This is a genomic window from Paenibacillus sp. J31P190, from assembly GCF_059692075.1.
This window is the reverse complement of sequence record NZ_JCAUAS010000006.1, coordinates 252792-277617: the sequence shown is the minus strand read 5'-3', so window position 1 is coordinate 277617 and position 24826 is coordinate 252792. Positions and strand designations below refer to the sequence as shown.

The following is a 24826-nucleotide window of genomic DNA, read 5'->3' as shown; positions in this document are numbered from 1 at the left end:
TTCCTAGTATGATATAATAGAATATGTCAAAAATCGATCACATTTTGCTTGAAATCGTCAGTAAAATGAAAGCGGTTTACCACGTGAGGAGGGTTTTACGTACATGGATCAAATGAAAGTTGAACTCATTGAAGCTGTATCCACTAATCCTAACATGAAGAATTATGAAGAAACACATGCGGCATTTGACTGGAAAGACATCGAGAAAAGCTTTTCCTGGTATGAAACAGGTAAAGTTAACATGGCATATGAAGCGATTGACCGTCATGCTGACTCATCCAAAAAGGATAAAATCGCACTTTATTACAGCGATAGTCAGCGAGAAGAAGCAATCACTTATGGACAAATGAAAGCGAAATCTAATCAGTTTGGTAATGTGCTTCGAGGTCTTGGCGTTGGTAAAGGCGAGCGCGTCTTTATTTTCATGCCACGTACGCCGGAACTTTACTATTCCTTACTTGGAACTCTCAAAGTAGGTGCTGTTGTTGGGCCATTATTTGAGGCTTTCATGGAAACAGCTGTCAGAGACCGCTTGGAAGATAGTGAAGCCGTAGCGATTATTACGACACCAAGTTTACTATCGCGTGTTCCTTATAATGAACTGCCACATTTGAAGCACGTCATTCTCGTTGGCGAAAATGTGGAGCTAGCTGAGGGACAGGTTGATTTCTACAAAGAGATGGAAAACGCTTCAACAGAACTTGACATCGAGTGGCTGGATCGTGAGGATGGATTAATTATCCATTATACGTCGGGCTCAACGGGTAAACCAAAGGGTGTCTATCACGTTCAAAATGCCATGCTTCAACATTATTATACAGGTAAGATTGTATTAGATCTTCAAGAGGACGATATTTACTGGTGTACAGCGGATCCAGGTTGGGTAACGGGAACTTCCTATGGGATCTTTGCTCCATGGTTAAATGGGGCAACGAATGTCATTCGCGGCGGACGCTTCAGTCCCCAAGATTGGTATAATACGCTTCAGAAATATAAAGTAACCGTTTGGTACAGTGCGCCAACTGCTTTCCGTATGTTGATGGGTGCTGGTGATGATGTTGTTACTGGGTTTGATCTGTCCTCGCTTCGTCACGTACTTAGCGTAGGCGAACCGTTAAATCCCGAAGTTGTACGTTGGGGGCTAAAAGTTTATAACCAACGTATACATGACACTTGGTGGATGACAGAAACAGGTGGACAACTCATCTGTAACTATCCATCCATGACAATTAAGCCTGGTTCAATGGGGCGGCCAATTCCGGGTGTCGAAGCGGCTATTATTGATGATGCAGGGAACATTCTGCCTCCTAATCGGATGGGGAACCTAGCTATCAAAACGCCATGGCCTTCGATGATGCGTAAGATATGGAATAATCCATCTAAATACGAAGAATATTTCCGTTTGACAGGCTGGTACGTTTCCGGTGACTCGGCCTATCAGGATGAAGAGGGGTACTTCTGGTTCCAAGGCCGTGTGGATGATGTGATTAACACAGCAGGCGAGAGGGTAGGTCCTTTCGAGGTGGAGAGCAAGCTCGTTGAGCATCCTGCGGTTGCAGAGGCTGGAGTTATTGGTAAGCCTGACCCGATGCGTGGAGAGATCATTAAAGCGTTTATCGCCCTGCGTGAAGGCTTCACACCATCTGATGAGCTCAAAGCGGACATTTCCAAATTTGTTAAAGAAGGGCTTTCTGCCCACGCAGCTCCTCGTGAAATTGAATTTAAAGACAAGCTTCCTAAGACACGCAGTGGTAAAATTATGCGCCGTGTTCTTAAAGCTTGGGAGCTCAATTTGCCGACAGGCGACTTATCGACGATTGAAGACTAAGGCATTCAAGCCTTCTTTGCACCAGATCTATGGTGTGAGGAAGGTTTTTTATTGCGTACATAGAAGCTTTTTGAAATTAAAAAAGACCCGGGTACCCGGGTCTTTCTAAGCAGTGATTTAGTTATTATAGGCGATAGCAGCCGATGGCTTAGATTCGCCCACATCGTTGACAGCAGTTACTTTGTAATAACCGTTGTAAGCTGCTGCGTAATAATGAAATTCGGTTGCTTCATCAACAGAACCAAGCTTCTTAAACGTTCCTTTTTCTTTGTCACTAAAATAAACATTATACTGTTTTACTTTATCCTTGGACGCATTGGCTTTCCAGGTTAACATCACACCTGCGCCATCAGCTTTGGCTTTAATACCGGTTGGTGCGGCAGGCAGGTCCTTTGTGCTTCCATTGTTAGGTTTGTCGGTTCCAATGGGTTCACCGATTCCACCATTGGAGCCTGTTGGAGGGTTAGTAGTTCCTGGAATTTGATTGCCATCGACAGAGGGTACGAACAATGAATCTAGCGAGCTACCATCTGTATAGGAGGAACGGCTAGGTACCGATTCTTTCCCCGCCACATCAACTGCTGTCACATAATAACCGATTAAGCTAGACCCAGGGATTTGATCAATAAATTTGGTCTCAGCTCCTGCTAAGACAACTTTGCCGCCCATGAGCTGGAATTTGCCGCGGTTATCGGAACGATATATGCGATAGCCGACGATATCGGGATTCGGACTTGCCTGGAAGGCAATCGTTGCCGTGTCACCGGACTTGGTTGTTACAACGTTCGTTGGTGCCGCAGGCTCTTTACCGTCATCAACCCGAGGGTCAACTTCGGATGGCGCATCATCGTCATAATCTGTAGGCTTATAATTATCGATCGGCTTACGGCTTTTTTCAGGAAGTTTACTCATCGCTACTTCGATTTCTTTGAGCAATTGACTGATCGATTTTTGCCTTTTAATGACGGTTTTCTCTTGCACGAAATCTGCAGGCGTATTGTCTTGCGCCATGTAATTCAGTCCGTTAAATGAGCTGATTTTCATCCGTACCATCACATTGTCGACTTCCGTAGGTACATATTTTTTGTTGAAAAGATCAGTAACTAGAAGATCTGACTTGGATGTTAATTCACTCGGCAGCTTGCCTGATAAGCTGGATACGGTTGCCGAGACAATTCCATCCGGTTTGGCAAAAGTTTTGGTAGGGAATAGCTCCGGTTTTTGTTCGATCGTTCGGTTCATGATGAGTGCCCAAATATCTTTGGCGTGATAGGTTTGATGCGTTTGCGATGATTTCGTCGACGATGATAATTTATTAATCGGTTGATCATAGCCGATCCATACGCCAACCGTAATATCTGGGGTAAAGCCCATAAACCAAGCATCAGCATCATCCTGCGTAGAGCCTGTTTTGCCTGAAATCTCAATTTTGCCGTATGATTTATAGTTTTTCATCAAATCTGTCGCTGTACCTTGGCTAATCACCGTTTTCATCATATCTGTAATCAGATACGCGCTTTGTGGTGAGTAGACAGGGGTTGGCTTCAGATCATGTGTATAAATCGTTTTGCCATTCGAATCTTTGATTTCTCGAATCATAAACGTATCATTAAATACGCCTTTATTCGGAATAGAAGCATAAGCGCCAGTCAGTTCTCTCACGGAAGTTCCCTTGCTTAAACCGCCGATTACACCGGTCTGCGCATAATAATCTTCTTTTTGAATGGACGTAATACCGAGTTTTTTTGCAAAATCCCAGGAGTCATTAATTCCTACTTTATTCAAAAATATATCGATGGCAGGGATGTTGTAAGACTGGTTTAGAGCTTTTCTTGCTGTCATTAATCCATGAAACTTGTGATCCCAGTTTTCTGGAAGATGAAAGCCTTTGACACCGTCTTTTAGAATAATAGGGATATCATCAACGATACTAGCTGGTTGAATGGCCCCTTTCTCTAAAGCTGGTATATAAGCGGCAATTGGCTTCATGGTTGATCCAGGCTGTCTGAATGCTTGTGTGGCGTGATTGAGCTGCTCTTCGAAGAAATTGCGGCCCTCAATCATCCCTTTAATAGCTCCGGATTTGGAATCGATCATGATGGCGCCAACTTGTTCCATGCCTTTTTTATCATCCGTAGGGGCGAAGTTTTTATCGTTGCTCGATATTTCATGCATGGAATCATAAATCGTCTTATCTATGGTTGTATAGATTTGATATCCACCACGTAAGAGCTGAGTATGTATGCCTTTTAACGCTTCGTTATATGCAGCCTGATTTTTCTTAGGATCAAGATCAGGCTTCTGGATCTTTAACAAAATTTCCGCTGCTTCTTTTTCTGTTTCAATCATTAGGTAAGGATAGGTTGTATAAGCCTTCTGAGCTGCAGCGGGCATGGAAGCTTTGAGATCAAACTTAAGTGCTTCTTGGTACTGTTCGTTCGTAATTTTCTTTTCTTCTAACATCCGTTTGAGAACTAATTGTTCACGTGTAACCGCTTTTTTGAACCCATCTTCATCAAATTCGGGCTTACTCGTGAAAGCAGAGTACTGCGATGGGGATTGCGGCAGACCTGCTAAATAAGCGGCTTGAGCAACGTTTAACTTATCCAGATCGTCGATGTTGAAGAGGCCTTTGGCAGCTGCTTTAATTCCATAAAGATTATAGCCTGTCGCGCCATTGCCATAAGGAATTTTGTTCAAATAAGCGAGCAAAATTTCATCCTTGGACATTAGGCGTTCCATCCGCAGCGCGAGCAGCAGCTCTCTTGCTTTACGGCCATCATCGCGGTCTAGTGTAAGAAATACCCTTCTGGCAAGCTGTTGCGTAATCGTACTGCCGCCTGTTTGAACTTCCTCGTTCAGCAGCTTCTGTGTGACTGCGCGATAAAGTCCGCGGATATCGATCCCGCGATGGTTGTAGAAGTCTTTGTCTTCAATGGCAAGGACAGCGTCTAACAGAAGTTGCGGAATGTCATCTAGTTGAGCGAGACGACGGTCTTCTTCAGTTCGCAATTGCCCTATGACGGTATCGTCATTGAAGTAAGCGAAGCCTGTGACTGCATTTTCCTGCATCTGCTGACGTATGGATTCTTCGGTGCGTACAGGATCTTTTTTGACTAAGGCACTTACATACCCAAATGCCGCGGATCCACCGACGATTCCCGCCAAAAAAGCACTAATGATGGTCCATTTTAAGGTAATCCAAGTTACTTTGAATGTAGTCCTCACCCAAGGGCGATTCCATTTAGCGAAAAAATTGCGCATAAGTTCCAATATCCTCCTTACATGAACCCTAATAGTATACCATAACTGGCACCTTTTGCGGTAATGATGAAGCGAAGAAACGATGCCGACATGGTTTGACAACACCTAGAAACATGTGATAAATTTCTATTAAATGCGTTGAAAGATCAGCAGTAGGTAGCTTGTGGATGCTCTCAGAGAGCCGGTGGATGGTGCGAACCGGTACCTGCAGGTTAGTGAATTACGGTCTTGAGCAGTGAATGGGAACCTGCAGCAACTTCGCTGCACAAGTAGTATTTGCCGATTAAACCCCGTTAAAGGTTCTTGAGTGAAAATAGCTAGCCGTGCACATAACACTTGTTATAGATGTACGTAACTACTGTTTTAATTAGGGTGGTACCGCGAGTCAAGTCTTCTCGTCCCTTTGTGGATAAGAAGGCTTTTTTTGTATGTTTAAGGAAAAAGGAGATGGATGAACATGGATATTTTGAAGGATTTGGAGTTTCGCGGTCTGCTTCATCAGATCACGGATCGAGAGGGCTTGGACAAAAAGCTTAACGAGGAGCGTGTTACGCTTTATTGCGGCTTTGACCCGACTGCGGACAGCTTGCATATCGGCAGCTTGCTGCCCATTCTAACGCTGAGACGCTTTCAGCTCGCAGGTCACATTCCATTGGCACTTGTTGGCGGGGGAACAGGTCTAATTGGTGATCCTAGCGGAAAAGCCAATGAGCGCACGCTTAACGGACCTGAAGTTGTCGAGGCTTGGTCACAAAGCATCAAAAATCAGTTATCACGCTTTCTTGACTTCTCCACTGAAATTGAAAATAGTGCAGAGCTTGTCAACAATTACGATTGGCTTGGATCGCTGAACGTCATCGAATTCCTTCGTGATGTAGGCAAAAACTTTACCGTCAATTACATGTTGGCAAAGGATTCTGTTGATTCTCGTATCTCCAAAGGGATTTCTTTCACAGAGTTCAGCTATATGATTCTGCAATCTTACGATTTCCTGAAGCTCAATGAAACGAAAAATTGCTCTGTGCAAATTGGTGGAAGTGACCAATGGGGTAATATTACGGCTGGTCTTGAGCTTATCGGTAAATCCTCAGATAAACGTGCTTACGGGGTAACCTTGCCGCTTGTGACAAAGAGTGATGGTCAAAAGTTCGGAAAGACAGAGGGCGGAGCTATTTGGTTGGATGCTAGCAAAACGTCTCCTTACCAGTTCTACCAATTCTGGTTGGGCACAGCCGACAATGATGTCATCCGTTTTCTAAAGTATTTTACTTTCGTTTCTCATGAGGAAATTCAACGTCTTGAGGAAGAAGTACAGGCTCAGCCAGAGAAGAGAGAGGCTCAGAAATTACTTGCTCGCGAAGTTACGAAGCTTGTACACGGTGTAGAAGCGTTAGAAAGTGCTCTTAACATTACAACAGCTTTATTCAGTGGCAATATTCAGGAGCTTTCTCGTACGGAGATTGAAGAAGCGTTTAAGGATGTTCCATCAGCAATCATAGATCAAGACGACATTGCGTTGGTTGATTTGCTGATTTCTGTAGGAGCTGCGCCATCCAAACGTCAAGCGCGTCAAGATATTGAGAGTGGAGCTGTTACGGTCAATGGCGTTAAAGTAACGCAATTCGATGCAGTTACCAGAGATTTGGGTAGGCTCGGAGAGTCTTACATTATTATTCGCCGCGGTAAAAAGAATTACTACCTTGTACAGTTTGCTTAACAAAAAAATAAGCCCCTCAGGGAAATCCCTGAGGGGCTTTCTTTTATTAACGGCTGTAGAACTCGACGATTTGTTTCTCGTCAATTTCTTGTGGAAGCTCGGAACGTTCTGGCAAACGAATGTACTTGCCTTCTACGCTTGCGTCGTTGAACTCAAGGTAAGTTGGCAGGTAGTTACGGTTAGCAAGAGCTTCTTTCACTGCGGAAAGACCTTTGCTTCTTTCACGAAGAGCAATAACGTCACCCGTAGATACGATGTAAGAAGCGATATCTACTTTTTTGCCGTTCACAGTTACGTGACCGTGAGCAACTAGTTGACGCGCACCTGCGCGGGAGTTGGAAAGACCAAGACGGTAAACCAGATTGTCCAAACGGCTTTCAAGCAAGATCATGAAGTTCTCACCGGAAATACCTTTAAGTTTGGAAGCTTTATCGAACAAGTTGCGGAATTGCTTCTCGTTCAAACCGTACATGTGACGAAGTTTTTGTTTTTCATTTAATTGAACGCCATAGCCGCTCATTTTTTTACGTTGTCCTGGGCCATGCTGACCTGGAGGGAATGGGCGTTTCAAGTCTTTACCGTTTCCACTCAAAGAAATACCAACACGACGGCTTAATTTAAATTTAGGTCCTGTATAACGTGACATTTAGGAAAAACTCCTTCTTTTCAACAATTAGTTTAGTAGATAGCATCTAGATGTCAGGGTGAAGACAAGTGCCTGGTTTTGCTTACGAATCATATTGTGATTCCCTGACAAGAGTAGTTCAGCCGCTGTCTTGGCAGGAGCAAAAGCAGTGAGGGTGATCACAAATGGCATTCACCGAAATCATGTTGTTACTCGACTTCTAATTTTATTAAAAACAGGGGCATGTGTCAAGTCTCAATCCTTTAAAGTGATTCTAAAATATCGTGCAATAAGCACGGAAAAATAGTATGATATATGAGGTAAGATTTAGCCTGGTTCAATAGGACTACAGTTTGTTGGTGAAGGAGAGCCTATGAGTGAATCACTTCGTAGTATGAAACAACATAGTCGTGCAGAACACTTCGAAGAGTTTCTTCGGCAAGGACTTGTTCTTTCTAGCAACTTTTCCTATTGGGAATCCAATTGTCATCATGTAGTGGTAGATGCTTTTGATGAGTGGAATCACCAATTCGGGCAAGCGATGCTACCGCCTCAAACCGCACTGCTATGCGTGGATACGGATCTGAAAGTGATTAAGGCTTGCTCCCATGGTACACTTCTTACTGATGAATTGCTGCAGATAGGAGCATCATGGAGCTATGCTGAACGCAATGACAATCCGTTGGCACGATGTGCTGAAAATCCCAAAATGCATATAATGACTAGCGAAGTTATGAGCGCAAAAGAACTGAAGTCCGTTTTGGCGGCTTCGATTCCAGTCCTAGATCCACAAGGGATTCCAATTTTATACTTGGGACTATTTTCCCATACACTTGAAGAAGCAGACGAACTAACACAATTATTTTATATACTTTCCCTTTCCTTCCAAGGCAGTGTGCAAAGCGTAGAGGATCGTCGTAAGTACGACCATTTGTTTATGCAGCATCTAAATAGGGAACTTGAGTTTAAGAAGCATGATATTTTGTTTGAGGCTTCTAAGAAGCTGCATGCCAAAATCGATGTCGATTCGGTGTTGACCGAAGTCATTGAGTGCATGCATAGCGTTTACCCCAATATGCAAGTAGATTTATTGCTTTCACAAGATAATGACTCTAAGAATCTATCAGTGAAGCCCTTGAATTTCCAAAGTACGGAGGATGACATTCGAACACGTGCTTTTATGGAAGGGCATGTGATATTTGAACCTTCATCCGAGAGCAGTGGTCCAAGTACAGGTCATATAGCAGCTCCATTATCAGGCAAACAAGGTGTTTATGGTGTTTTATACATGACGTCTAAGAGCGATTTGATTCACGCTTCGGACTTGCAATTCATATCTTTGCTTGCTGATACAGCTGGGTCTGCTTTTGAAAACGCTAAATTGTATGAACAATCCAATTTAATGATTAACGAGCTTCGACTTATTAATGAAATCACCAAGCAGTTAAACCAGAGCTTGCGTTTAAACGAAATCTTTAACTCAGCATCTAGCGAGATTTTAAGTATTTTCGGTGCGGATTACAGTTGTATTCTGCAAGCGGATAAAAATAGTGAGAATTTAATCGTACAAGCGACTAATTTGCCTGCGATGTTTCATGAGACCTTTACCGTAGATCAAGGCTTTTCTGGTGTCGTCTATACTTCCAAAGAACCGATTATTATTTCGGATTATTGGAGCAATGATAAGGTCCAGTCAAAGCTGATGCAATTAACCAACTCCAGATCACTTATTGGTTCTCCGATTCTCGTGAATGGACAAGTTGAGGGCGTTATTCTAGTCGTGCATAGCAAGCCAAATTTCTTCTCCTATGATAACTACAAATTGCTGCAGGTTCTTTCGGGGCATATTGGTCTTGCCATGACGAATGCTTCTCTGCATGCTGAAGTAAAACGAATGGTTATTACAGACAATTTGACAGGACTATATGTACGTCATTATTTGGATGAACAGGCTAACTCGATGCAAAAGAAGGACTTCTGCGGCTCACTCATTGTTGTTGATATTGACAATTTCAAACGGGTTAATGACACGTACGGTCATCAGGTGGGCGATAAAATCTTGATTCAGGTCAGTCAAATTATTAAAACTAGTATTAGGGATAGTGATATTGCAGCAAGATGGGGCGGGGAAGAGCTTGCGGTCTATTTACCCCAAGTGGCCAAGTCTCAAACGATTCGAATCGCAGAACGTATTCGTGTTCGTGTTCTTGAGGAAACTAATCCGCAAGTAACCGTTTCCTGTGGTGTTTCGGATTGGAATTGGGAAGAAGATAAGATTAGTGTAGAATCACTGTTCTATCGTGCTGATATGGCTCTCTATCAAGCCAAAAATAATGGTCGCAACCAAATTCGAATCGGATAGTAAAAAGCACCTGTCTAAGGACAGGTGCTTTTGCTTCGTTCTAACACTTACAAGAGCATGGCAGCCCAACTTGCAAATCATGTCGAATAAAGTTATCAAATCTAATAAATTTCCGTAGGTAGGGTAAACTATGTGACGGATAGAAATAGGATAGGGTGCTTCACTGTTATATAACTAGATAACTCTTTAATTTTCTCTTCCTGAACCATCTCTAAAATGTTACAATGGTTTGGTCTAAGGGAAGGATGGTCGAAATTTGTCGGTGTTAAACAGAAATAGAAAACACATTTTGCTAGTTTTTTTAATTTGTATTTTGCTCGTTGCCCTAATTGCCTTTTTATTTTATAACCCTACAGGCATTAAACTTACTCACAGTAATATGCGACAGCTATCTGAACATTTAAGGGACTTAGGTTGGCCCGGTAAAATCATCGGAATGGCTTTAATTTTTTTTCAAACGTTCTTTCCGTTTATTCCGTTTGTTGTAGTAGCAGGTACGAATGTTGCTATTTTCGGTATTAAAATAGGGTTTCTTGTTAATTACATAATGTCTTGTTTGGGAGCCGTTGCTTCTTTTTATTTTGCTCGTTATTATGGACATGCATGGGTAGAGAAAAAGCTCGAGCGATTCCCGTTAGTGACGCAGTTTAGCAAGCGGATGGAGAAGCGTGGATTCCTATATGTCCTTCTAGGCAGATTGATTCCAATTTTACCTTCCTCGGCGATTAATTTTGGTGCGGGGCTAACTCGAATGCGTTTTACTTATTTTCTGTGGGGTACCTTGCTGGGCAAACTGCCAATCGTATTTCTGGAATCGATGATTGCGCATGATTTATTTCATTTCCAGAAGTATAAGGGAAGACTGCTTTTGTTGCTCGGTATTTTTGTTGTTTTAATTCTACTGGGGAACGGTGTGAAGAAAGCCATTGCAGCAAAGACGAAGTAAAGCGCTTCACTTGGAGAATGAAGGAAATTTTTAGTTGCGTTAAGTAACCTTTCCAAGTTATCATATAGGAGCAAGGCGACCAATTCAGATGCGAATAAATGGAGGAATGAAATATGCCAAGTGCTAACAATGCCGCAATTGTTGAAATTTCACAAACAGCTAATAAATTCAGATCGTCAATCGTTCTCCAATATGATAATAAGTATATCGATGTAAAAAGTATTTTAGGTTTGTTTACTACATTGCTTAGCTCCAGCAACTATGATCTTCATGTTCATGGGCCGGATGCAGAAGAAGCGAAAGTCGCTATGGCTGAAGTATTCGCTAAGCACAATTTGGGCGTAAACGTTGTTCAAGAATAGAGTTCATACTTAAAGAAGGTACTCTCAGAATCTCTGAGGGTACCTTCTCTTGTATATTGATCCAATTTCGCTTAATATAGATCATATAAGGACGGATGACTATGCGTATAGGGGGAAGTTGGGAATGTCTTCATCTGATCTATTGCTGGACATGAATCAAAAAGCGCTTAATCTTCTCCAAGAAGATGCAGATAAAATCGAAAAACTAATCGAAGTACAAATGGAGAATTTGACAACGCGTCAATGTCCACTGTATGAAGAAGTTTTAGATACGCAAATGTACGGACTTTCTAGAGAAATTGATTTTGCCATTCGAGCGGGACTTATTTCCGAAATGCCTGGTAAACAAATTCTCAGCAAGCTTGAACGTAACCTTGCGCATCTATATGAAGCGTTGAATAACAAAAAGTAACCCTTCACAATGGGTTACTTTTTTTGTCTTTGTAAGTATTTAGACGAGGAAGAATACGACGCCTAGAATGATGTAGACCACGAGCAGCAGGAGACCTTCATACCAGTTGGTCGAGCCATCTTGGGTTATTGACTTCGTAATAAATACGGCGACCCCGATTGCGGCAATTTCATATGTGGAAAAGACAATGTTCATAGGTGTTCCACTTACGAAGAAACTGACAAGTATAAGCACAGGAGCCACGAATAAGGCGATCTGCAACGAGCTGCCGATTGCTATTTCAACAGCTGCGCCCATTTTATTCTTCATGGCCATCATCACGGCTGCGCTATGCTCCGCGGCATTTCCAATAATGGCAATGAGGAATGCCCCTACAAACAGCTCTGATAGTCCAAATCTATGCGTAACTTCTTCTAATGTACCAACTAACCATTCACTCGTGAAAGCTACCATGACTGTAGCTAGGATTAGAAATAAAATGGAAGTTCCTTTGGACCACGCTGCCTCACCATGTTCAATGGCTTCATCAGAAAGTACACTTTTGTGCGTAACCATGGAGAATAGTAGCCAGAGCAAGTAGGCAACAATCAGTAATATGGCTACGATCATGCTCATCGTTGACGTTTCTTTGGTTGTCAATCCACCTGCGAAGATGGCTGGAATGAATAACGCAACAACCCCAAGAATCATTAAGGAAGAATTGTGTGAAGCAAGTTTTACGTTAAATGACTGTTCCTTGAACTTTAATCCACCTGCAAATATACTCAATCCCAGTACAAGCAGCAAATTGCCGATTATGGCTCCGGTGAGACTGGCTTTGACGACATCGAACAATCCATCTCTAACTAAGAAGAACGCAATAATTAACTCAGCTGCATTGCCGAACGTTGCATTGAGGAATCCGCCTACGCGCTCACCTGCATAGTGGGCAACACTCTCTGTCGCTTTACCTAGAAATCCAGCTACAAAAATGATCGCTATACAAGCAATAACGAATTGAAGCGTTGAATTCAGATGCATGTAATGAGCGATGCCTGTTGTAACGAAAGAAATGATTAACCCGATGTAGAACAATTTTCCCTTCAAAGTAAACCCTCCGACTCATTCTTTATTGGTACTTTTTGACTTCTTTTAATATACCTACTTTGGATCCCAATGTAAATTCGATTTGTCCATTGTTGCTGTTCTTGCTTTCATCTAGTGAAATTATTACAATAGATTTATACCTGTGTGGGGGGACTTTGAGCTTCACTCAACAATGAGAAACTTTAAGCAAGCTTAAAGGTCATATATTATATATGAGGAGATGATCTGTATGTCCGAAGACAATCAAACCGGATTAATTCGTATTTCTGATGATGTAGTATCAACAATTGCAGGACTTGCAGCTCTGGAGACAGCAGGCATAGCTGGCATGTCAGGTGGTATCTCAGAAGGCTTAGCTAAGCGACTCAGTGGTAAGAATGTTCAGCGTGGTGTTTCTGTGGAGGTTGGGCAAGTAGAAGCAGCCATCGATCTACGTGTTATCGTCAATTACGGTTCTCGTATTCAGGATGTATGCAGGGATCTCCAAGAAAACGTGAGAGAAGCTGTTGAAAATATGACAGGACTAACCGTTGTTGAGGTCAATGTCAAGGTGGAAGGCGTCGCGTTCAAGGAAGAAGAGTCAGCTGACGATCCACATCGTGTAAAATAGAAAAAAGACTCAATCGATTTCATTGAAATCGATTGGGTCTTTTTTTGGGTTTTGCATCTTCTTTGTGTGTTTGTTCCCGAGATATACTGAGCAGGATCCCCATACTGATGAGAGAGACCATCATGGAGGAACCTCCTGCTGAAATAAAGGGCAAGGTTACACCGGTCAGTGGAATGGATCCTGTAACGCCACCGATATTGATGACGGCTTGGAAGGCAAAAATGCTCATAATGCCAACTCCGGCTACCATACCGAATAAATCGGGACTGCGAACAGCGACGAGGATGCCACGCCATATAAAGAGCAGGAAAATAAGGATGAATATCGAACTCCCAATAAAACCAAACTCTTCTCCAATGATTGCAAAAATGAAGTCATTATGAGCTTCAGGTAAATAATGCAGCTTCTGAATGCCTTGACCGAATCCTGCACCCGTCAGTCCGCCGTGTCCGAATGCGAATAAGGATTGGACGACCTGATACCCAGTATCCGAAGTATCGGCCCATGGATCAAGAAACGAGGTTAGACGGTTCACACGGTAACTGGTTGACGTATCTGCTGTGTTATTTTTTAGTAAGTAAATGGTAACAACCATAGTGCCGATTGCAGCAAGGCCTGTCCCTAATAGGAAAATATGCTTAAGGTTGGAGCCACCCACAATGATGACAATGGCAGAGCAGACTAGCAGGATCATACAGGAGCCCAAATCAGGCTGCATCATGATGAGCATGCTGACAAATCCAACGATCACCAAGGCAGGGAGCAGGCCTTTCTTGAAATTACGGAACTTCTCTTCTTTATTACTAATGAGTGACGCCAAGTAAAGAATAACGATTAGTTTGGCAAATTCCGTTGGTTGAATGCCAAATTTACCTACATTAAACCAGCTGGCTGCACCATTTGCTTTTGAAGTGAAAATAACAAGAACGAGCAGCATAACGACAACAAAGAAAGCAGGAATAACTAACTTCTTTAGCTTGGTGTAGTGGAGGTTCATGCAGAAAAACATGCCAACGCTTCCTAAGCCAACAGCTATCAATTGCTTCTTCGTAAAATACCAAGGGTCGCCCCATCGATAAGCACTCGTCATTGAGCTTGCACTGAAAACCATAGCAAGACCGAAGCAAACGAGTACAAAGGTTAAAAAAAGCAGCAGAAAATCCGGCGTTCCTCTTCGAGGGGGATTCATGCTGTTTCCCCGCCTAGTCTGCTAATAATTGTTGCAGTTGTGCTAATTTTTGGTTGGAAATTTTGAGAACCGACTCAGGGATAGGAGAATTGTAATCCAAGCCATGCGGGAACGTTTCTTTACCTATGTAAGCTTCTTCTAGGAATAAGATTGCATAAGGAGATTCTAGTTTACCGGTTTCTACACGAGCATTTACACGTAAGAAATACACGGATTTACTTGCTTTATCTTCCATTTTAAAATCATAAGTAGCACGCGTGTATTCCCATTGCCAACGCACAAAACCAAGTTTTGTCGTTACTTCATCCAGGTGAGCCAAATCACTTTTTAAGCCTTTTAGGCCAGTTGCTTCAATAATCAATTTTAACGCCTCCATATTGTACGTATGCATTCTTTATTCATGATAGTATGTTTCCAAAGGTTCTGCAAGTCGATAACAACGTCAATTTTCTAATATTTGATGGCACTTTACAGATGAAACATGTTCATTTATTTGGTAGAATAGGTTCAATGACACGGCAAGCGTGAAAAGTTAAGAAACAAGGATGGGCGGAGGATTTTCCTTATGAACGATTTTCAAGCAAGCTTACAAGCCAATTATGAAGAAATGGTTGCCTGGAGACGCTACTTACATCAGAACCCAGAACTCTCTTTTCATGAATATCGCACAGCTGAATTTGTAGCGAACCATCTACAAAGTTGGGATATTGAAGTTCGCAAAAATGTAGGAGGCAATGGTATTGTCGGACTGCTCCGCGGCAGCAGCGAAGGTCCTACGGTTGCGCTTCGAGCAGACATGGATGCACTGCCTATACAAGATGAGAAGAACTGTGCATACTCTTCTCTCACGAAAGGCGTTATGCACGCATGTGGACACGACGCACACACCTCAACACTGCTTGGTATTGCCAAGGTGGCTAGTCAGCATCGTGCTCAACTGAAAGGGAATCTGGTTTTTCTGTTCCAGCATGCTGAGGAAATTACGCCTGGTGGCGCTGATTCCATGATCCAAGACGGAGCTCTTGAAGGTGTTGATGCCGTATTCGGCGTTCATCTCTGGACACCATTTCCTGTAGGCCATTTTTATTCCAAAGCGGGTCCTTTAATGGCGGCACCCGACGAATTTACTATCCATATTCAAGGAAAAGGTGGACATGGGGGGTTGCCTCATCAAACCATTGACAGTATTTATGTAGCTTCTCAATTAGTTGTTAATCTTCAATCGATCGTGAGTCGACAAATAGATCCGATTGAACCATGTGTGGTTAGTGTTGGATCCTTCCATGGAGGCTCTAGCTTCAATGTCATAGCTGAAACGAGTGTGCTGAATGGCACTGTGCGCACTTTCAATGCGGAACTTAGACAAGATGTAAAGCAGCGCCTTGAACGGATCGTACATACCACTTGTGAGATGAATCAGGCTTCCTATAAGATAAAATATAAATTAGGTTACCCTACAGTTGTTAATGACGGGAAAGAAGCAGAGCGTTTCTTCAAAGTCGGTACCGAACTGTTTGGGGCAGAAGCCATACACGAGTCCCCACTTATTATGGCCGGAGAGGACTTTTCCTATTATTTGAACCACCGACCAGGTTGTTTTATGTTCGTAGGTGCAGGTAATGTTGAGGCTGGTATCCTACATCCGCACCATCATCCGAAGTTCGACATTGACGAGAAATCCATGCTAAATGCGGCTAATTTGTTGTTAGGAATGGCTTTGGATTATATGGCATGAATGCCGTCCTTCCTTTGGAGAATGCTATAGAGGTAAGTTAACTCTGAGGAGGGATTATGGGACATGGCAGGTAAAACAGTGAGGGACATCATGAGTAAAGATTGCGTGACCGTTACTCTGCAAGATAATGTATACGAGATCGCTTTGAAAATGAAGCAGCACGATATCGGATTCGTTGCCGTTGTAGAGGGCAAGAAGCTTATTGGTGTTGTAACAGACCGAGACCTTGTTGTTCGCGGATACGCAGAAAAGCATTCTGGTTCTACAGCTGTTGATAAAGTAATTACGAAGGATATCGAGACCATTTCCCCCGATACATCTATTGAAGAAGCCGCCAAAATAATGGCTAAAGATCAAATTCGACGGTTACCTGTAGTGGAGAACGGCGAGCTTGTTGGAATCGTAGCTATCGGTGACCTAGCGGTGCGCGGAAGCTTTGAGGATGAGGCTGGAGAAGCGCTTAGCAAGATTTCATCAGACAAAACACTCGTCGGCAGTAAATAATTAGGATCCACGTATAACAGCAAGCAACCTGTTTTCCATTCTATGGAGAAGGGTTGCTTTTTTTGTCAGGAAAAAATGTTATCTTTACTACCGATAAGTGATGAGAGATAATGATAGCGAAAAGGGTAGGGGAGGTAAACATCTTAAGAATGAATAAGGTCGAAGACAGCGCATTTATTGGTGTAATTATTCTAGACGCAGGTTGGCATTATACATATATCAACGAATATGCAGCAAAAATTTTAAATCGTACGCCTAATGAATTATTGGGTAAAGTCGCTTGGGCAGAATTTCCTGCTGCGATACGGTACGCTTGTTACGATCAATTCCATAAAGCCCTTAAAAATAAGGAAGAAGTTCATTTTGAAGAGTACATAAAATCGTCCAATCAGTGGGTAAAGGTAAGTGCATATCCATTTGGCGGGAATTTGCATATTGCATTCCGCAAACCGGATTTTGCTGAAATTAGTTCATTGCTTGAAAGTGAGTATTATCTAAAATATACAGAGAATTTTCAAGATTTAATCACATTGACTTCCGTAGACGGTAAATTTCGATATCTATCCCCTGCTATTCATCCATTGCTCGGTTATGAAGTTGATGAAATGGTCGGTACTCGTATATTGACGTATTGTCATTCAGATGACATAGAGATTCTGAAGAACATTTTAACGGATGAAAACCATTCGCCTGTTACGGACCAAGGGATGATCACCTGTCGTTTCTTACATAAAAAAGGTTGGTACGTGTGGTTTGAGAAAAATTTCAAATGGATGTTAGATGAAGATGGTAAGAGAAGTCAGATATTGGGCATTTGGCGCGATATTACAGAACGTAAGCTGGTCGAGGAGCGTTTTGTGCAAGCGCAAAAACTGGGACAGTTTGGCAGCTTTGAGCGATATCTGACGGATGAATATTGCATCTGGTCCGAAGAGATGTACCGTATACATGGTCTTGATCCCATAGATTTTATAGATTTAAGCGAAGCTATTATGCTAATTGTGTCGGATGATCGCGATAAAGTAGCCCTTGCTTTCGAGACAGCGATTCAGGTTGGAATATCAGAAGTCGAGTACAGGATTGTTCGCAAAGATGGAGAGGTGCGCCATCTCAAATCACAAATCGAGCGAGTCATCCGCGATAACGGTCGTACGGCTGTACGGGGGCTCATTCACGATATTACAACACATAAACAAATTGAAGCTGAGCTTAAAAGAAGCAAAGCCAATTTGGAAATTGCACAAGAAATCGCGGGATTGGGTCACTATGACTGGGATGTGATCAGGAATGATTTGTATTGGTCAGACGAGTTGTTTGTGCTGTTTCATTTGCGCCGTGAAGGTTTTGGCAATACAATAGAAGCCTTTTTTAATGCGGTTCATCCGGATGATACAGTTAAAGTGAAAGAGGCAATTCGTGATGCTCTGCATGGCGGTCTACTAGATTTGGTGTATCGAATTATTGTGAATGAGAATGAGGTCCGCATGATTCATACCATGGCCAAAACGACCTATGACGAATGGGGAAGGCCGCTGCGTCTATTTGGTACGGTGCAGGATATCACCATACAGAAACAGACAGAAGAGCTTCTTCGCAAAACGGAAAAATTGAATGTCGCTGGACAATTGGCAGCAGGCATTGCACATGAGATCCGTAATCCGCTTACGGCACTCAAAGGATTTGCCAAACTGATGTGTCAAGCAAACGAAGAAAGCAAACTTCGGTATTTTCAGATCATGCAGGAAGAATTTAATCGCATCGAATTGATCTTAGGAGAGCTTCTGATTCTTGCTAAGCCACAGGCTGTTGCCTTTCATCCTTATGATACCACAGCTATTCTTAGCGAAGTCATTGAACTGTTGAATACAGAGGCAATCATGAGCAATGTGATCATTGAACTAGATTGTGAACCAAATCTTCCTCTGGTTAAATGTGAGCGAAATCAATTAAAGCAGGTTTTCGTGAATATGATTAAAAATGCAATTGAGGCGATGCCAATCGGAGGCGGCCTGCATATTTCTGCGAAAAAGGTTGCGAGCGGTGTAGCTCTCTATTTCGCAGATCAGGGAATGGGTATATCGGAGGAGCGGCTGCCGCGCATAGGGGAACCCTTTTATACGACCAAAGAGAAGGGGACTGGGCTCGGCGTAATGGTCAGCTTCGCGATTATCGATGAACATCAAGGACATATCGAATATCAAAGTAAGCTTGGCGTTGGGACCACTGTCCTTATCCAACTGCCAGCTTTTTCGTAAAAAAGGGAGGGACCGGACCAGGAAACTGGTCTTTTTTCATTTGTTTATATCTTGTAACTGTCAAAGTTCGCAATAAGGTGGTCAATCTGCGACAAGATGCGGTCTTCTAAATATGCTACATTGATAACGTGTTCAATAATTGTGAAACTAACAAGAAAAGGTGATAACCATATGGAGAAAGTAAGGATTGGTATTATTGGTCTGGGCAATATGGGAACCGGACATGCCAAATATTTGGTGAATAATGAAGTGAAGGGTGCTCAGTTAACCGCTATTTGTGAGTTCAGAGCGGACCGCTTGGAATGGGCGAAAGAAAACCTAGGTGAAGGCGTCCAATTATTCGACAATCTCGATACTTTCCTTACTTCGGGGACAATTGACGGTGTATTGATTGCAACTCCGCACTATGATCACCCAGATGTGGCTGCCCGTGCATTTAAAGCCGGACTCCATGTGTTGTGTGAAAAACCAGCAGGTGTTTATACCAAACAAGTTAGACAAATGAACGAAGCTGCGCAAGCTTCAGGCAAAGTGTTCAGTATGATGTACAATCAACGTACAAATCCATTATATAAAAAGTTGAAGGATTTGGTTTCTTCCGGAGAGCTTGGCGAAATTCGCAGAACGAACTGGATTATTACGAATTGGTACAGATCCCAAAGCTATTACGATTCAGGCGGCTGGCGTGCAACATGGGCAGGCGAAGGCGGCGGTGTACTCATTAACCAGGACCCGCACCAGCTTGACTTGTGGCAGTGGACGATCGATATGATGCCTAAACGAGTTCGTGCATTTTGTTATTTCGGAAAGCATCGCAACATCGAAGTTGAGGACGATGTAACCGCATTCGTAGAGTATGAGAATGGAGCTACGGGCTTATTCGTTACAACAACGGGCGAAGCACCGGGTACGAACCGTTTTGAGTTGTCCGGTGACCGCGGTAAAATTGTGATCGAAGATGGCAAGCTAACTTTCTGGCGTTTACGCGTATCCGAGAGAGAATTTAATGAAACCTACAAGGGTGGATTCGGCCAACCGGAGTGCTGGAAGTGCGAGATCCCAATTGAAGGGCAAGAAACAGGTCACAAAGGCATCACGCAAAACTGGGTCGATGCCATTCTACATGGCACGCCATTGGTCGCTCCAGGAGAAGAAGGAATCAAAGGTCTGATGCTATCCAACGCCATGTTATTGTCGACGTGGACAGACAATTGGGTAGACCTGCCGATTGACGAAGAATTATTCGAGCAGCATTTGCAAGATAAAATAAAAAATTCCACTGTCAATAAAGAGGCAGGTTTTAAAACACTTGTAGTATAAAAAATATGAACACCCCGCGCTAAAGCGTAACATGGGTAGGATAGTGGAGGAATTCGGACATGCAGAAAAGCGATGGAATGAATTACGCACCAAAAGGGAAGCCGAACATTGTCGTTCAAAAAGGGGAGTTCGTTTTTGCAGCGATTGCCTTGGATCACGGTCATATCTATGGAATGTGCAATGGCTTGCAAGAAGCAGGAGCAGAGCTCAAATGGGTTTATGACCAAGACGCTGCTAAGGTAAAGGCTTTCGTGGAGAAGTATCCTCATGTGAAGGTAGCTGCGTCTGAGCAAGAAATATTTGACGATGCCGAAGTTAAGCTAATCGCTTCAGCTGCTGTACCTTCGGAACGCGGAGCGTTAGGTGTCCGTGCGATGGAGAGTGGCAAAGATTATTTCACAGATAAAGCTCCTTTCACAACGTTAGATCAATTGGCTGCAGCCAAGGCAACTGTTGAAGCAACGGGTCGCATTTTTGCTGTATATTACAGTGAGCGTCTCCATGTGGAAAGTGCCGTTTTCGCGGGACAGCTCATAGAAGAAGGTGCAATTGGCCGAGTCGTGCAGGTCATTGGTTTAGGGCCGCACAGATTGGGTCATTCGAATCGCCCTGATTGGTTTTTCAAGAAAGAAAATTATGGCGGCATTCTCTGTGATATCGGCAGTCATCAAATCGAGCAGTTTCTGCATTATGCGGGGTGCAAGGATGCTACAGTTGTTAGCAGCAAAGTGGCGAATTACCATGCGAAGGATTATCCAGAGCTGGAGGATTTCGGTGACGCAACACTGATCGGGGACAACGGGGCGACAAATTATTTCCGTGTAGATTGGCTTACACCGAGTGGTTTGGGTACTTGGGGAGATGGACGGACGGTTATTCTAGGAACAGAAGGATATATTGAACTGCGTAAATATATTGATATCGCTCGTGATCCGCAGGGAGATCAGTTATACCTGGTCAACCAGCAAGGAGAAAAGCACTACAGCCTCCATGGACAAGTAGGCTTTCCTTTCTTCGGCCAGTTGATCTTGGACTGTTTGAATCGTACAGAGCATGCCATGACACAGGCGCATACGTTCAAAGCAGCAGAGCTGTGCTTGATTGCTCAGGCGAATGCAATTCGTGTGGAGTAGGCCTACACATTAACTGGATAAAAGCCTTCATGGGCATCGATAATTGCCTTTTGGCATGATAACACAGCTGTACGTTTAGCTTGAAATTCGGGTAGTCTAGCGGTAATATCGCTAGCTGCCCGTTTTGCGTTTCAGCGGTAACGGTCGTTTTGGGAAGCAAGGAAAGACCTAGTCCATGCATCACGCATTTTTTGACTGTTTCATAGTTATTGATTTCATAAGCTAGCGTATATTGGATTTGGTGTTTGCGCAGCATCTTTTCGAATAGATTGCGGCAGCGGCTTCCAATTGTCGACATCAGAATTTCGCTGCCGTTTAAATCTTGTGGAACAATGGATGATTTGGCTGCTAATGGATGATCCGGCGAGGCAATAATGACGAATTCCTCTTCTTGAATATTTTCAAATATCAAATCAGGGTCAGTTATGTCACATTCAACAATGAACCCCATATCGCATTCGCCTGCTTTAAGAGCCCTATAAATATCATTTTCGACGACTTCGTTGATGGTGATCGTAATTTGCGGGTAGCGCCTCTTGAAAGCTCCTAAATACGGTGGCAGCATATAAGAGCACATGGTTGTCTCGTGTGTGCCAATGATAAAGCTCCCCGTTGTTTGACCCGCAACCGTAATCTTCGATTCCTCTACTAATTTGACAAGCTTGGAGGCATATCGAAGTAAAATGTTGCCGGCTGGTGTCGGTCGCATCTTTTTGCCGACCCGTTCAAATATTTCGATCCCATATTCCATTTCCAGCTTTTGAATTTGGGATGTCACACTAGACTGAGCATAGCCGAGACTTTCACCCGCCTTCGTATAGTTTTGCCATTTGGCGACTTCAAGCAGTGTTTTATACAAGGTAAGATCCATTCTAGTCGCCCTCCAATCATCACTTTTTCCGATGGTTACGATCATTTATTATAGATAACTCTGGGAGTTCCTGCCATGGTAAAATCGATCTCAACCAAAGGATAGGGGGAGTTACCATGTGGAATCTATACGAAATAGAGAAAAGATTTGAGCAGCATATAAGAGAAATAGAAAACCGCTCAAGAAGGGCCCATTGGTACGAAAAGAAGGAGAGAAGGGGGTTTGGTTTCCTACCAATTGCTGGCGTGCTATCTGCACTTGCTTTGGTAGTTATCAGTTATTTCTTGGTATCAAATGCTTTATCGTAATCCTTCCATAAGCCTTTCTTCTGATTACGGGCTGTTTCTTGATCTTTCTTAAAGGCATCCACGTACTTGACGTTCGGAGGATATGTAGCCATCCGCGCATACCCCTCTTGAACAAGGGTGCGGTTAAACAGTTCTTCCCCGATCCATACGTAAACGAGCAAGCGATCATATTGATCCTTTTTATCTACATCAAATTCAAGCTCGACGGTTTCCTTCTCCAATCGTTTCTTCGTATAAGCACTTGCTTCTTTTCCATAAAACATAACCGGTGTATTAGGTTTCTTCGTCTCCGGTGTGTCCACACCTATTAATCGAACCTTCTCTTTCTTCCCTTTCATTGTGACCTCAAGTGTGTCACCGTCCACGATTCGTTCCACTTTTACACGCTCTCTGCCAGCTACAGCTGCGGGTTTACTCCCACAAGCAGTCATCAAGATAACTAGACTAAGCAGCAAAGCAAGAGAGATTTTCCATTTGCGCATGAAGGACCTCCTAAGAGTTTTCGTAAGAAAACTTACATCGTAAGCATTTCCTTAAGTATGTTTTAGACGTTAGCATGGTGGGGATGTTTAAATCAAGTGCTTTCCTTTCATACTAGGAAAAAAGGAGGCAGCACATGATTGCCATGGATCCTACCCGTCCTCTGATTGTTCAGAGCGATTTATCGATATTAGTGGAAACGAATCACCCGGAATTTGAAGCTGTAAGGGGGACGATATCCCGTTTCGCGGATCTGATCAAAAGCCCGGAGCATCTCCATACGTATCGGATTACGCCATTATCGCTATGGAATGCATCAGCTGCTGGGATGCCAATAGAAGAAATGTCGGACTTTTTACAGCGAAATGCCAAATTTGGTGTCCCTACCGCGGTACTGAGCAGCATACGTAAATATGTGAATCGGTATGGCATACTGCGTATGGAGAATGTCGGAAATGAGCTCTATTTAGTTAGCGATGATACAGTCGTGTTAAAAGAAATTAGCGCGTACGATTCGTTGAAGAGGTATTTGGAGGATACCCGCGGAGAGCGGGCTATTGCTATTTCTCCGATTTCACGTGGTGTCTTGAAGCAAGAACTAATCAAGCTGGGGTATCCTGTAGAAGATTTGGCCGCTTATCGCAGCGGTGAGTTTCTTCCTATTCAGCTTCGGAATGAAGATACGATGGAAGCGCCTTTCCAGCTGCGGGATTATCAAAAGCATGCTGTAGATGCTTTTAACCGTGTCGGAGAAGGCGGCAGCGGTGTGTTGGTACTTCCCTGTGGAGCAGGGAAGACGGTGGTCGGCATTGCCGCGATGGCCAGGTGCAACTGTGCGACATTGATTCTGACAACCAATGTTACTTCGGTGAAGCAGTGGAAACGTGAGATTTTGAGCAAAACAGGCTTGGCGGAAGACCAGGTAGGGGAATATAACGGCGCTACGAAGGAAGTAAGGCCTATTACGATTGCGACATATCAGATTTTGACGCATCGTGGGAAGAAAGAAGACGAATTCTCGCACATGCGGCTGTTCAGTCAGAGAGACTGGGGGTTGATTATTTATGATGAGGTTCATCTTTTGCCAGCCCCCGTTTTTCGGGCTACAGCAGAGATACAAGCGACTCGCAGACTCGGATTAACGGCTACGTTGATTAGGGAAGACGGCCGAGAAGAAGACGTTTTCTCGCTTGTGGGACCGAAGAAATATGATATGGCTTGGAAAGAGCTTGAGTCAAAGGGCTGGATAGCCAAGGTAGCCTGCAAGGAAGTACGAGTGCCTTTATCGGCTCATGATCGGGATCGTTATGGAGCCTCGGGAGCTAGGCAGCAGTTCAGGATCGCTGGAGAAAACGCCGCTAAGCTAGACGTTATTGACCACTTATTACGGCTTCATGCTAATGAACAGACGTTAATCATCGGCCAATATATTAGTCAATTAGAACTCATAGCTGCCCATACCGGCGCGCCCATGATCAGCGGCGGAGTGGCGCATGAACTCCGAGAAGACCTATACGAACAATTCAAGAAGGGGCGGCTGCCTCTCCTTATTGTATCCAAGGTTGCCAATTTTGCTGTGGATCTGCCCGACGCCGTCGTAGCCATTCAGGTGTCGGGTAGCTATGGTTCGCGGCAAGAAGAGGCGCAGCGGCTAGGGCGCATCCTTCGTCCTAAGAGCAGCGGTACTAACGCTGCTGTCTTCTATTCTCTGATTAGCGAGGATACGAAGGAGCAGGATTTTGCTATGAAAAGGCAGTTGTTTCTTGTTGAACAGGGCTATCAATATAGCATAACGAGTTGGAATCAAGCAGCGAAATGA

Annotated in this window: 20 protein-coding genes and 1 other annotated feature; of the genes, 13 read left to right on the top strand and 7 right to left on the bottom strand. The window is 43.5% G+C overall.

All coding sequences use genetic code 11. The annotated features are described in order from the left end of the window. Positions 1-103 precede the first annotated feature (103 nt). Positions 104-1828 carry an acetate--CoA ligase gene (gene acsA / locus AC58U0_RS14750; RefSeq protein WP_497379691.1) on the top strand — a complete coding sequence of 575 codons (1725 nt, stop codon included), beginning with the start codon at positions 104-106 and terminating at the stop codon, positions 1826-1828. Positions 1829-1945: 117 nt separating this feature from the next. Here the strand turns inward: acsA and AC58U0_RS14745 are convergent, their stop codons facing one another. After that, positions 1946-5092: a transglycosylase domain-containing protein gene (locus AC58U0_RS14745; RefSeq protein ID WP_497379689.1), complete on the bottom strand. Its 3147-nt coding sequence runs from the start codon at positions 5090-5092 to the stop codon at positions 1946-1948. A gap of 129 nt (positions 5093-5221) precedes the next feature. Continuing rightward, positions 5222-5498: a binding site (T-box leader), on the top strand. A gap of 51 nt (positions 5499-5549) precedes the next feature. Between AC58U0_RS14745 and tyrS the strand changes: the two genes are divergently transcribed. Further along, entirely contained in the window at positions 5550-6809 is a 1260-nt protein-coding gene (gene tyrS, locus AC58U0_RS14740) for a tyrosine--tRNA ligase (RefSeq protein ID WP_497379688.1), read from the top strand. 46 nt (positions 6810-6855) lie between these two features. Here the strand turns inward: tyrS and rpsD are convergent, their stop codons facing one another. Continuing rightward, positions 6856-7455, bottom strand: a complete 600-nt coding sequence (gene rpsD / locus AC58U0_RS14735; RefSeq protein WP_057302933.1) for a 30S ribosomal protein S4 — start codon at positions 7453-7455, stop codon at positions 6856-6858. Between the two features lie 352 nt (positions 7456-7807). Between rpsD and AC58U0_RS14730 the strand changes: the two genes are divergently transcribed. The 4 genes from AC58U0_RS14730 to AC58U0_RS14715 all read left to right on the top strand — a co-directional run bounded on the left by AC58U0_RS14730 (position 7808) and on the right by AC58U0_RS14715 (position 11516). Then, the gene (locus AC58U0_RS14730) at positions 7808-9796 is read left to right on the top strand and encodes a diguanylate cyclase (protein ID WP_497379687.1); all 1989 of its coding nucleotides are present in this window, start codon (positions 7808-7810) and stop codon (positions 9794-9796) included. A gap of 436 nt (positions 9797-10232) precedes the next feature. Further along, entirely contained in the window at positions 10233-10742 is a 510-nt protein-coding gene (locus AC58U0_RS14725) for a TVP38/TMEM64 family protein (RefSeq protein ID WP_497379686.1), read from the top strand. Positions 10743-10855: 113 nt separating this feature from the next. After that, positions 10856-11104 carry an HPr family phosphocarrier protein gene (locus AC58U0_RS14720; protein WP_029195595.1) on the top strand — a complete coding sequence of 83 codons (249 nt, stop codon included), beginning with the start codon at positions 10856-10858 and terminating at the stop codon, positions 11102-11104. A 124-nt stretch (positions 11105-11228) separates the two neighbouring features. Next, complete coding sequence (locus tag AC58U0_RS14715; RefSeq protein WP_497379685.1) at positions 11229-11516, top strand: Fpa/YlaN family protein; 288 nt, start codon at positions 11229-11231, stop codon at positions 11514-11516. A 39-nt stretch (positions 11517-11555) separates the two neighbouring features. On the opposite strand, the gene cax is transcribed toward AC58U0_RS14715, so the two are convergent. Beyond that, positions 11556-12602, bottom strand: coding sequence for a calcium/proton exchanger (cax, locus tag AC58U0_RS14710; RefSeq protein WP_497379684.1), 1047 nt, complete (start codon positions 12600-12602; stop codon positions 11556-11558). A 229-nt stretch (positions 12603-12831) separates the two neighbouring features. Here cax and AC58U0_RS14705 point away from each other — a divergent pair, with 229 nt between their 5' ends. Then, entirely contained in the window at positions 12832-13212 is a 381-nt protein-coding gene (locus tag AC58U0_RS14705) for an Asp23/Gls24 family envelope stress response protein (protein WP_497379683.1), read from the top strand. Between the two features lie 19 nt (positions 13213-13231). On the opposite strand, the gene ftsW is transcribed toward AC58U0_RS14705, so the two are convergent. Together ftsW and AC58U0_RS14695 are read right to left on the bottom strand one after the other, a co-directional pair. After that, positions 13232-14401, bottom strand: a complete 1170-nt coding sequence (gene ftsW, locus AC58U0_RS14700; protein WP_497379682.1) for a putative lipid II flippase FtsW — start codon at positions 14399-14401, stop codon at positions 13232-13234. 13 nt (positions 14402-14414) lie between these two features. Continuing rightward, positions 14415-14762: a YugN family protein gene (locus tag AC58U0_RS14695; protein ID WP_497379681.1), complete on the bottom strand. Its 348-nt coding sequence runs from the start codon at positions 14760-14762 to the stop codon at positions 14415-14417. Positions 14763-14966: 204 nt separating this feature from the next. On the opposite strand from AC58U0_RS14695, the gene AC58U0_RS14690 reads away from it, so the two are divergent. The 5 genes from AC58U0_RS14690 to AC58U0_RS14670 all read left to right on the top strand — a co-directional run bounded on the left by AC58U0_RS14690 (position 14967) and on the right by AC58U0_RS14670 (position 21348). Beyond that, positions 14967-16136: a M20 family metallopeptidase gene (locus AC58U0_RS14690; protein WP_497379680.1), complete on the top strand. Its 1170-nt coding sequence runs from the start codon at positions 14967-14969 to the stop codon at positions 16134-16136. 63 nt (positions 16137-16199) lie between these two features. Next, positions 16200-16640, top strand: a complete 441-nt coding sequence (locus tag AC58U0_RS14685; protein ID WP_497379679.1) for a CBS domain-containing protein — start codon at positions 16200-16202, stop codon at positions 16638-16640. 149 nt (positions 16641-16789) lie between these two features. Then, positions 16790-18895, top strand: coding sequence for a PAS domain-containing protein (locus AC58U0_RS14680; RefSeq protein WP_497379678.1), 2106 nt, complete (start codon positions 16790-16792; stop codon positions 18893-18895). A gap of 171 nt (positions 18896-19066) precedes the next feature. Beyond that, on the top strand, positions 19067-20215 hold the full coding sequence (locus tag AC58U0_RS14675) for a Gfo/Idh/MocA family protein (protein WP_060645180.1): 1149 nt from the start codon (positions 19067-19069) through the stop codon (positions 20213-20215). Between the two features lie 59 nt (positions 20216-20274). Then, positions 20275-21348, top strand: coding sequence for a Gfo/Idh/MocA family protein (locus AC58U0_RS14670; RefSeq protein WP_497379677.1), 1074 nt, complete (start codon positions 20275-20277; stop codon positions 21346-21348). Here the strand turns inward: AC58U0_RS14670 and AC58U0_RS14665 are convergent. Both AC58U0_RS14665 and AC58U0_RS14660 read right to left on the bottom strand, forming a co-directional pair. After that, a complete protein-coding gene (locus tag AC58U0_RS14665; RefSeq protein ID WP_497379676.1) occupies positions 21293-22219 on the bottom strand; it encodes a LysR family transcriptional regulator in 927 nt (308 codons plus the stop codon). The genes AC58U0_RS14670 and AC58U0_RS14665 overlap by 56 nt on opposite strands. 277 nt (positions 22220-22496) lie before the next feature. Continuing rightward, complete coding sequence (locus AC58U0_RS14660; RefSeq protein ID WP_497379675.1) at positions 22497-23009, bottom strand: thermonuclease family protein; 513 nt, start codon at positions 23007-23009, stop codon at positions 22497-22499. Positions 23010-23143: 134 nt separating this feature from the next. On the opposite strand from AC58U0_RS14660, the gene AC58U0_RS14655 reads away from it, so the two are divergent. Continuing rightward, positions 23144-24826 carry a DNA repair helicase XPB gene (locus AC58U0_RS14655; protein ID WP_497379674.1) on the top strand — a complete coding sequence of 561 codons (1683 nt, stop codon included), beginning with the start codon at positions 23144-23146 and terminating at the stop codon, positions 24824-24826.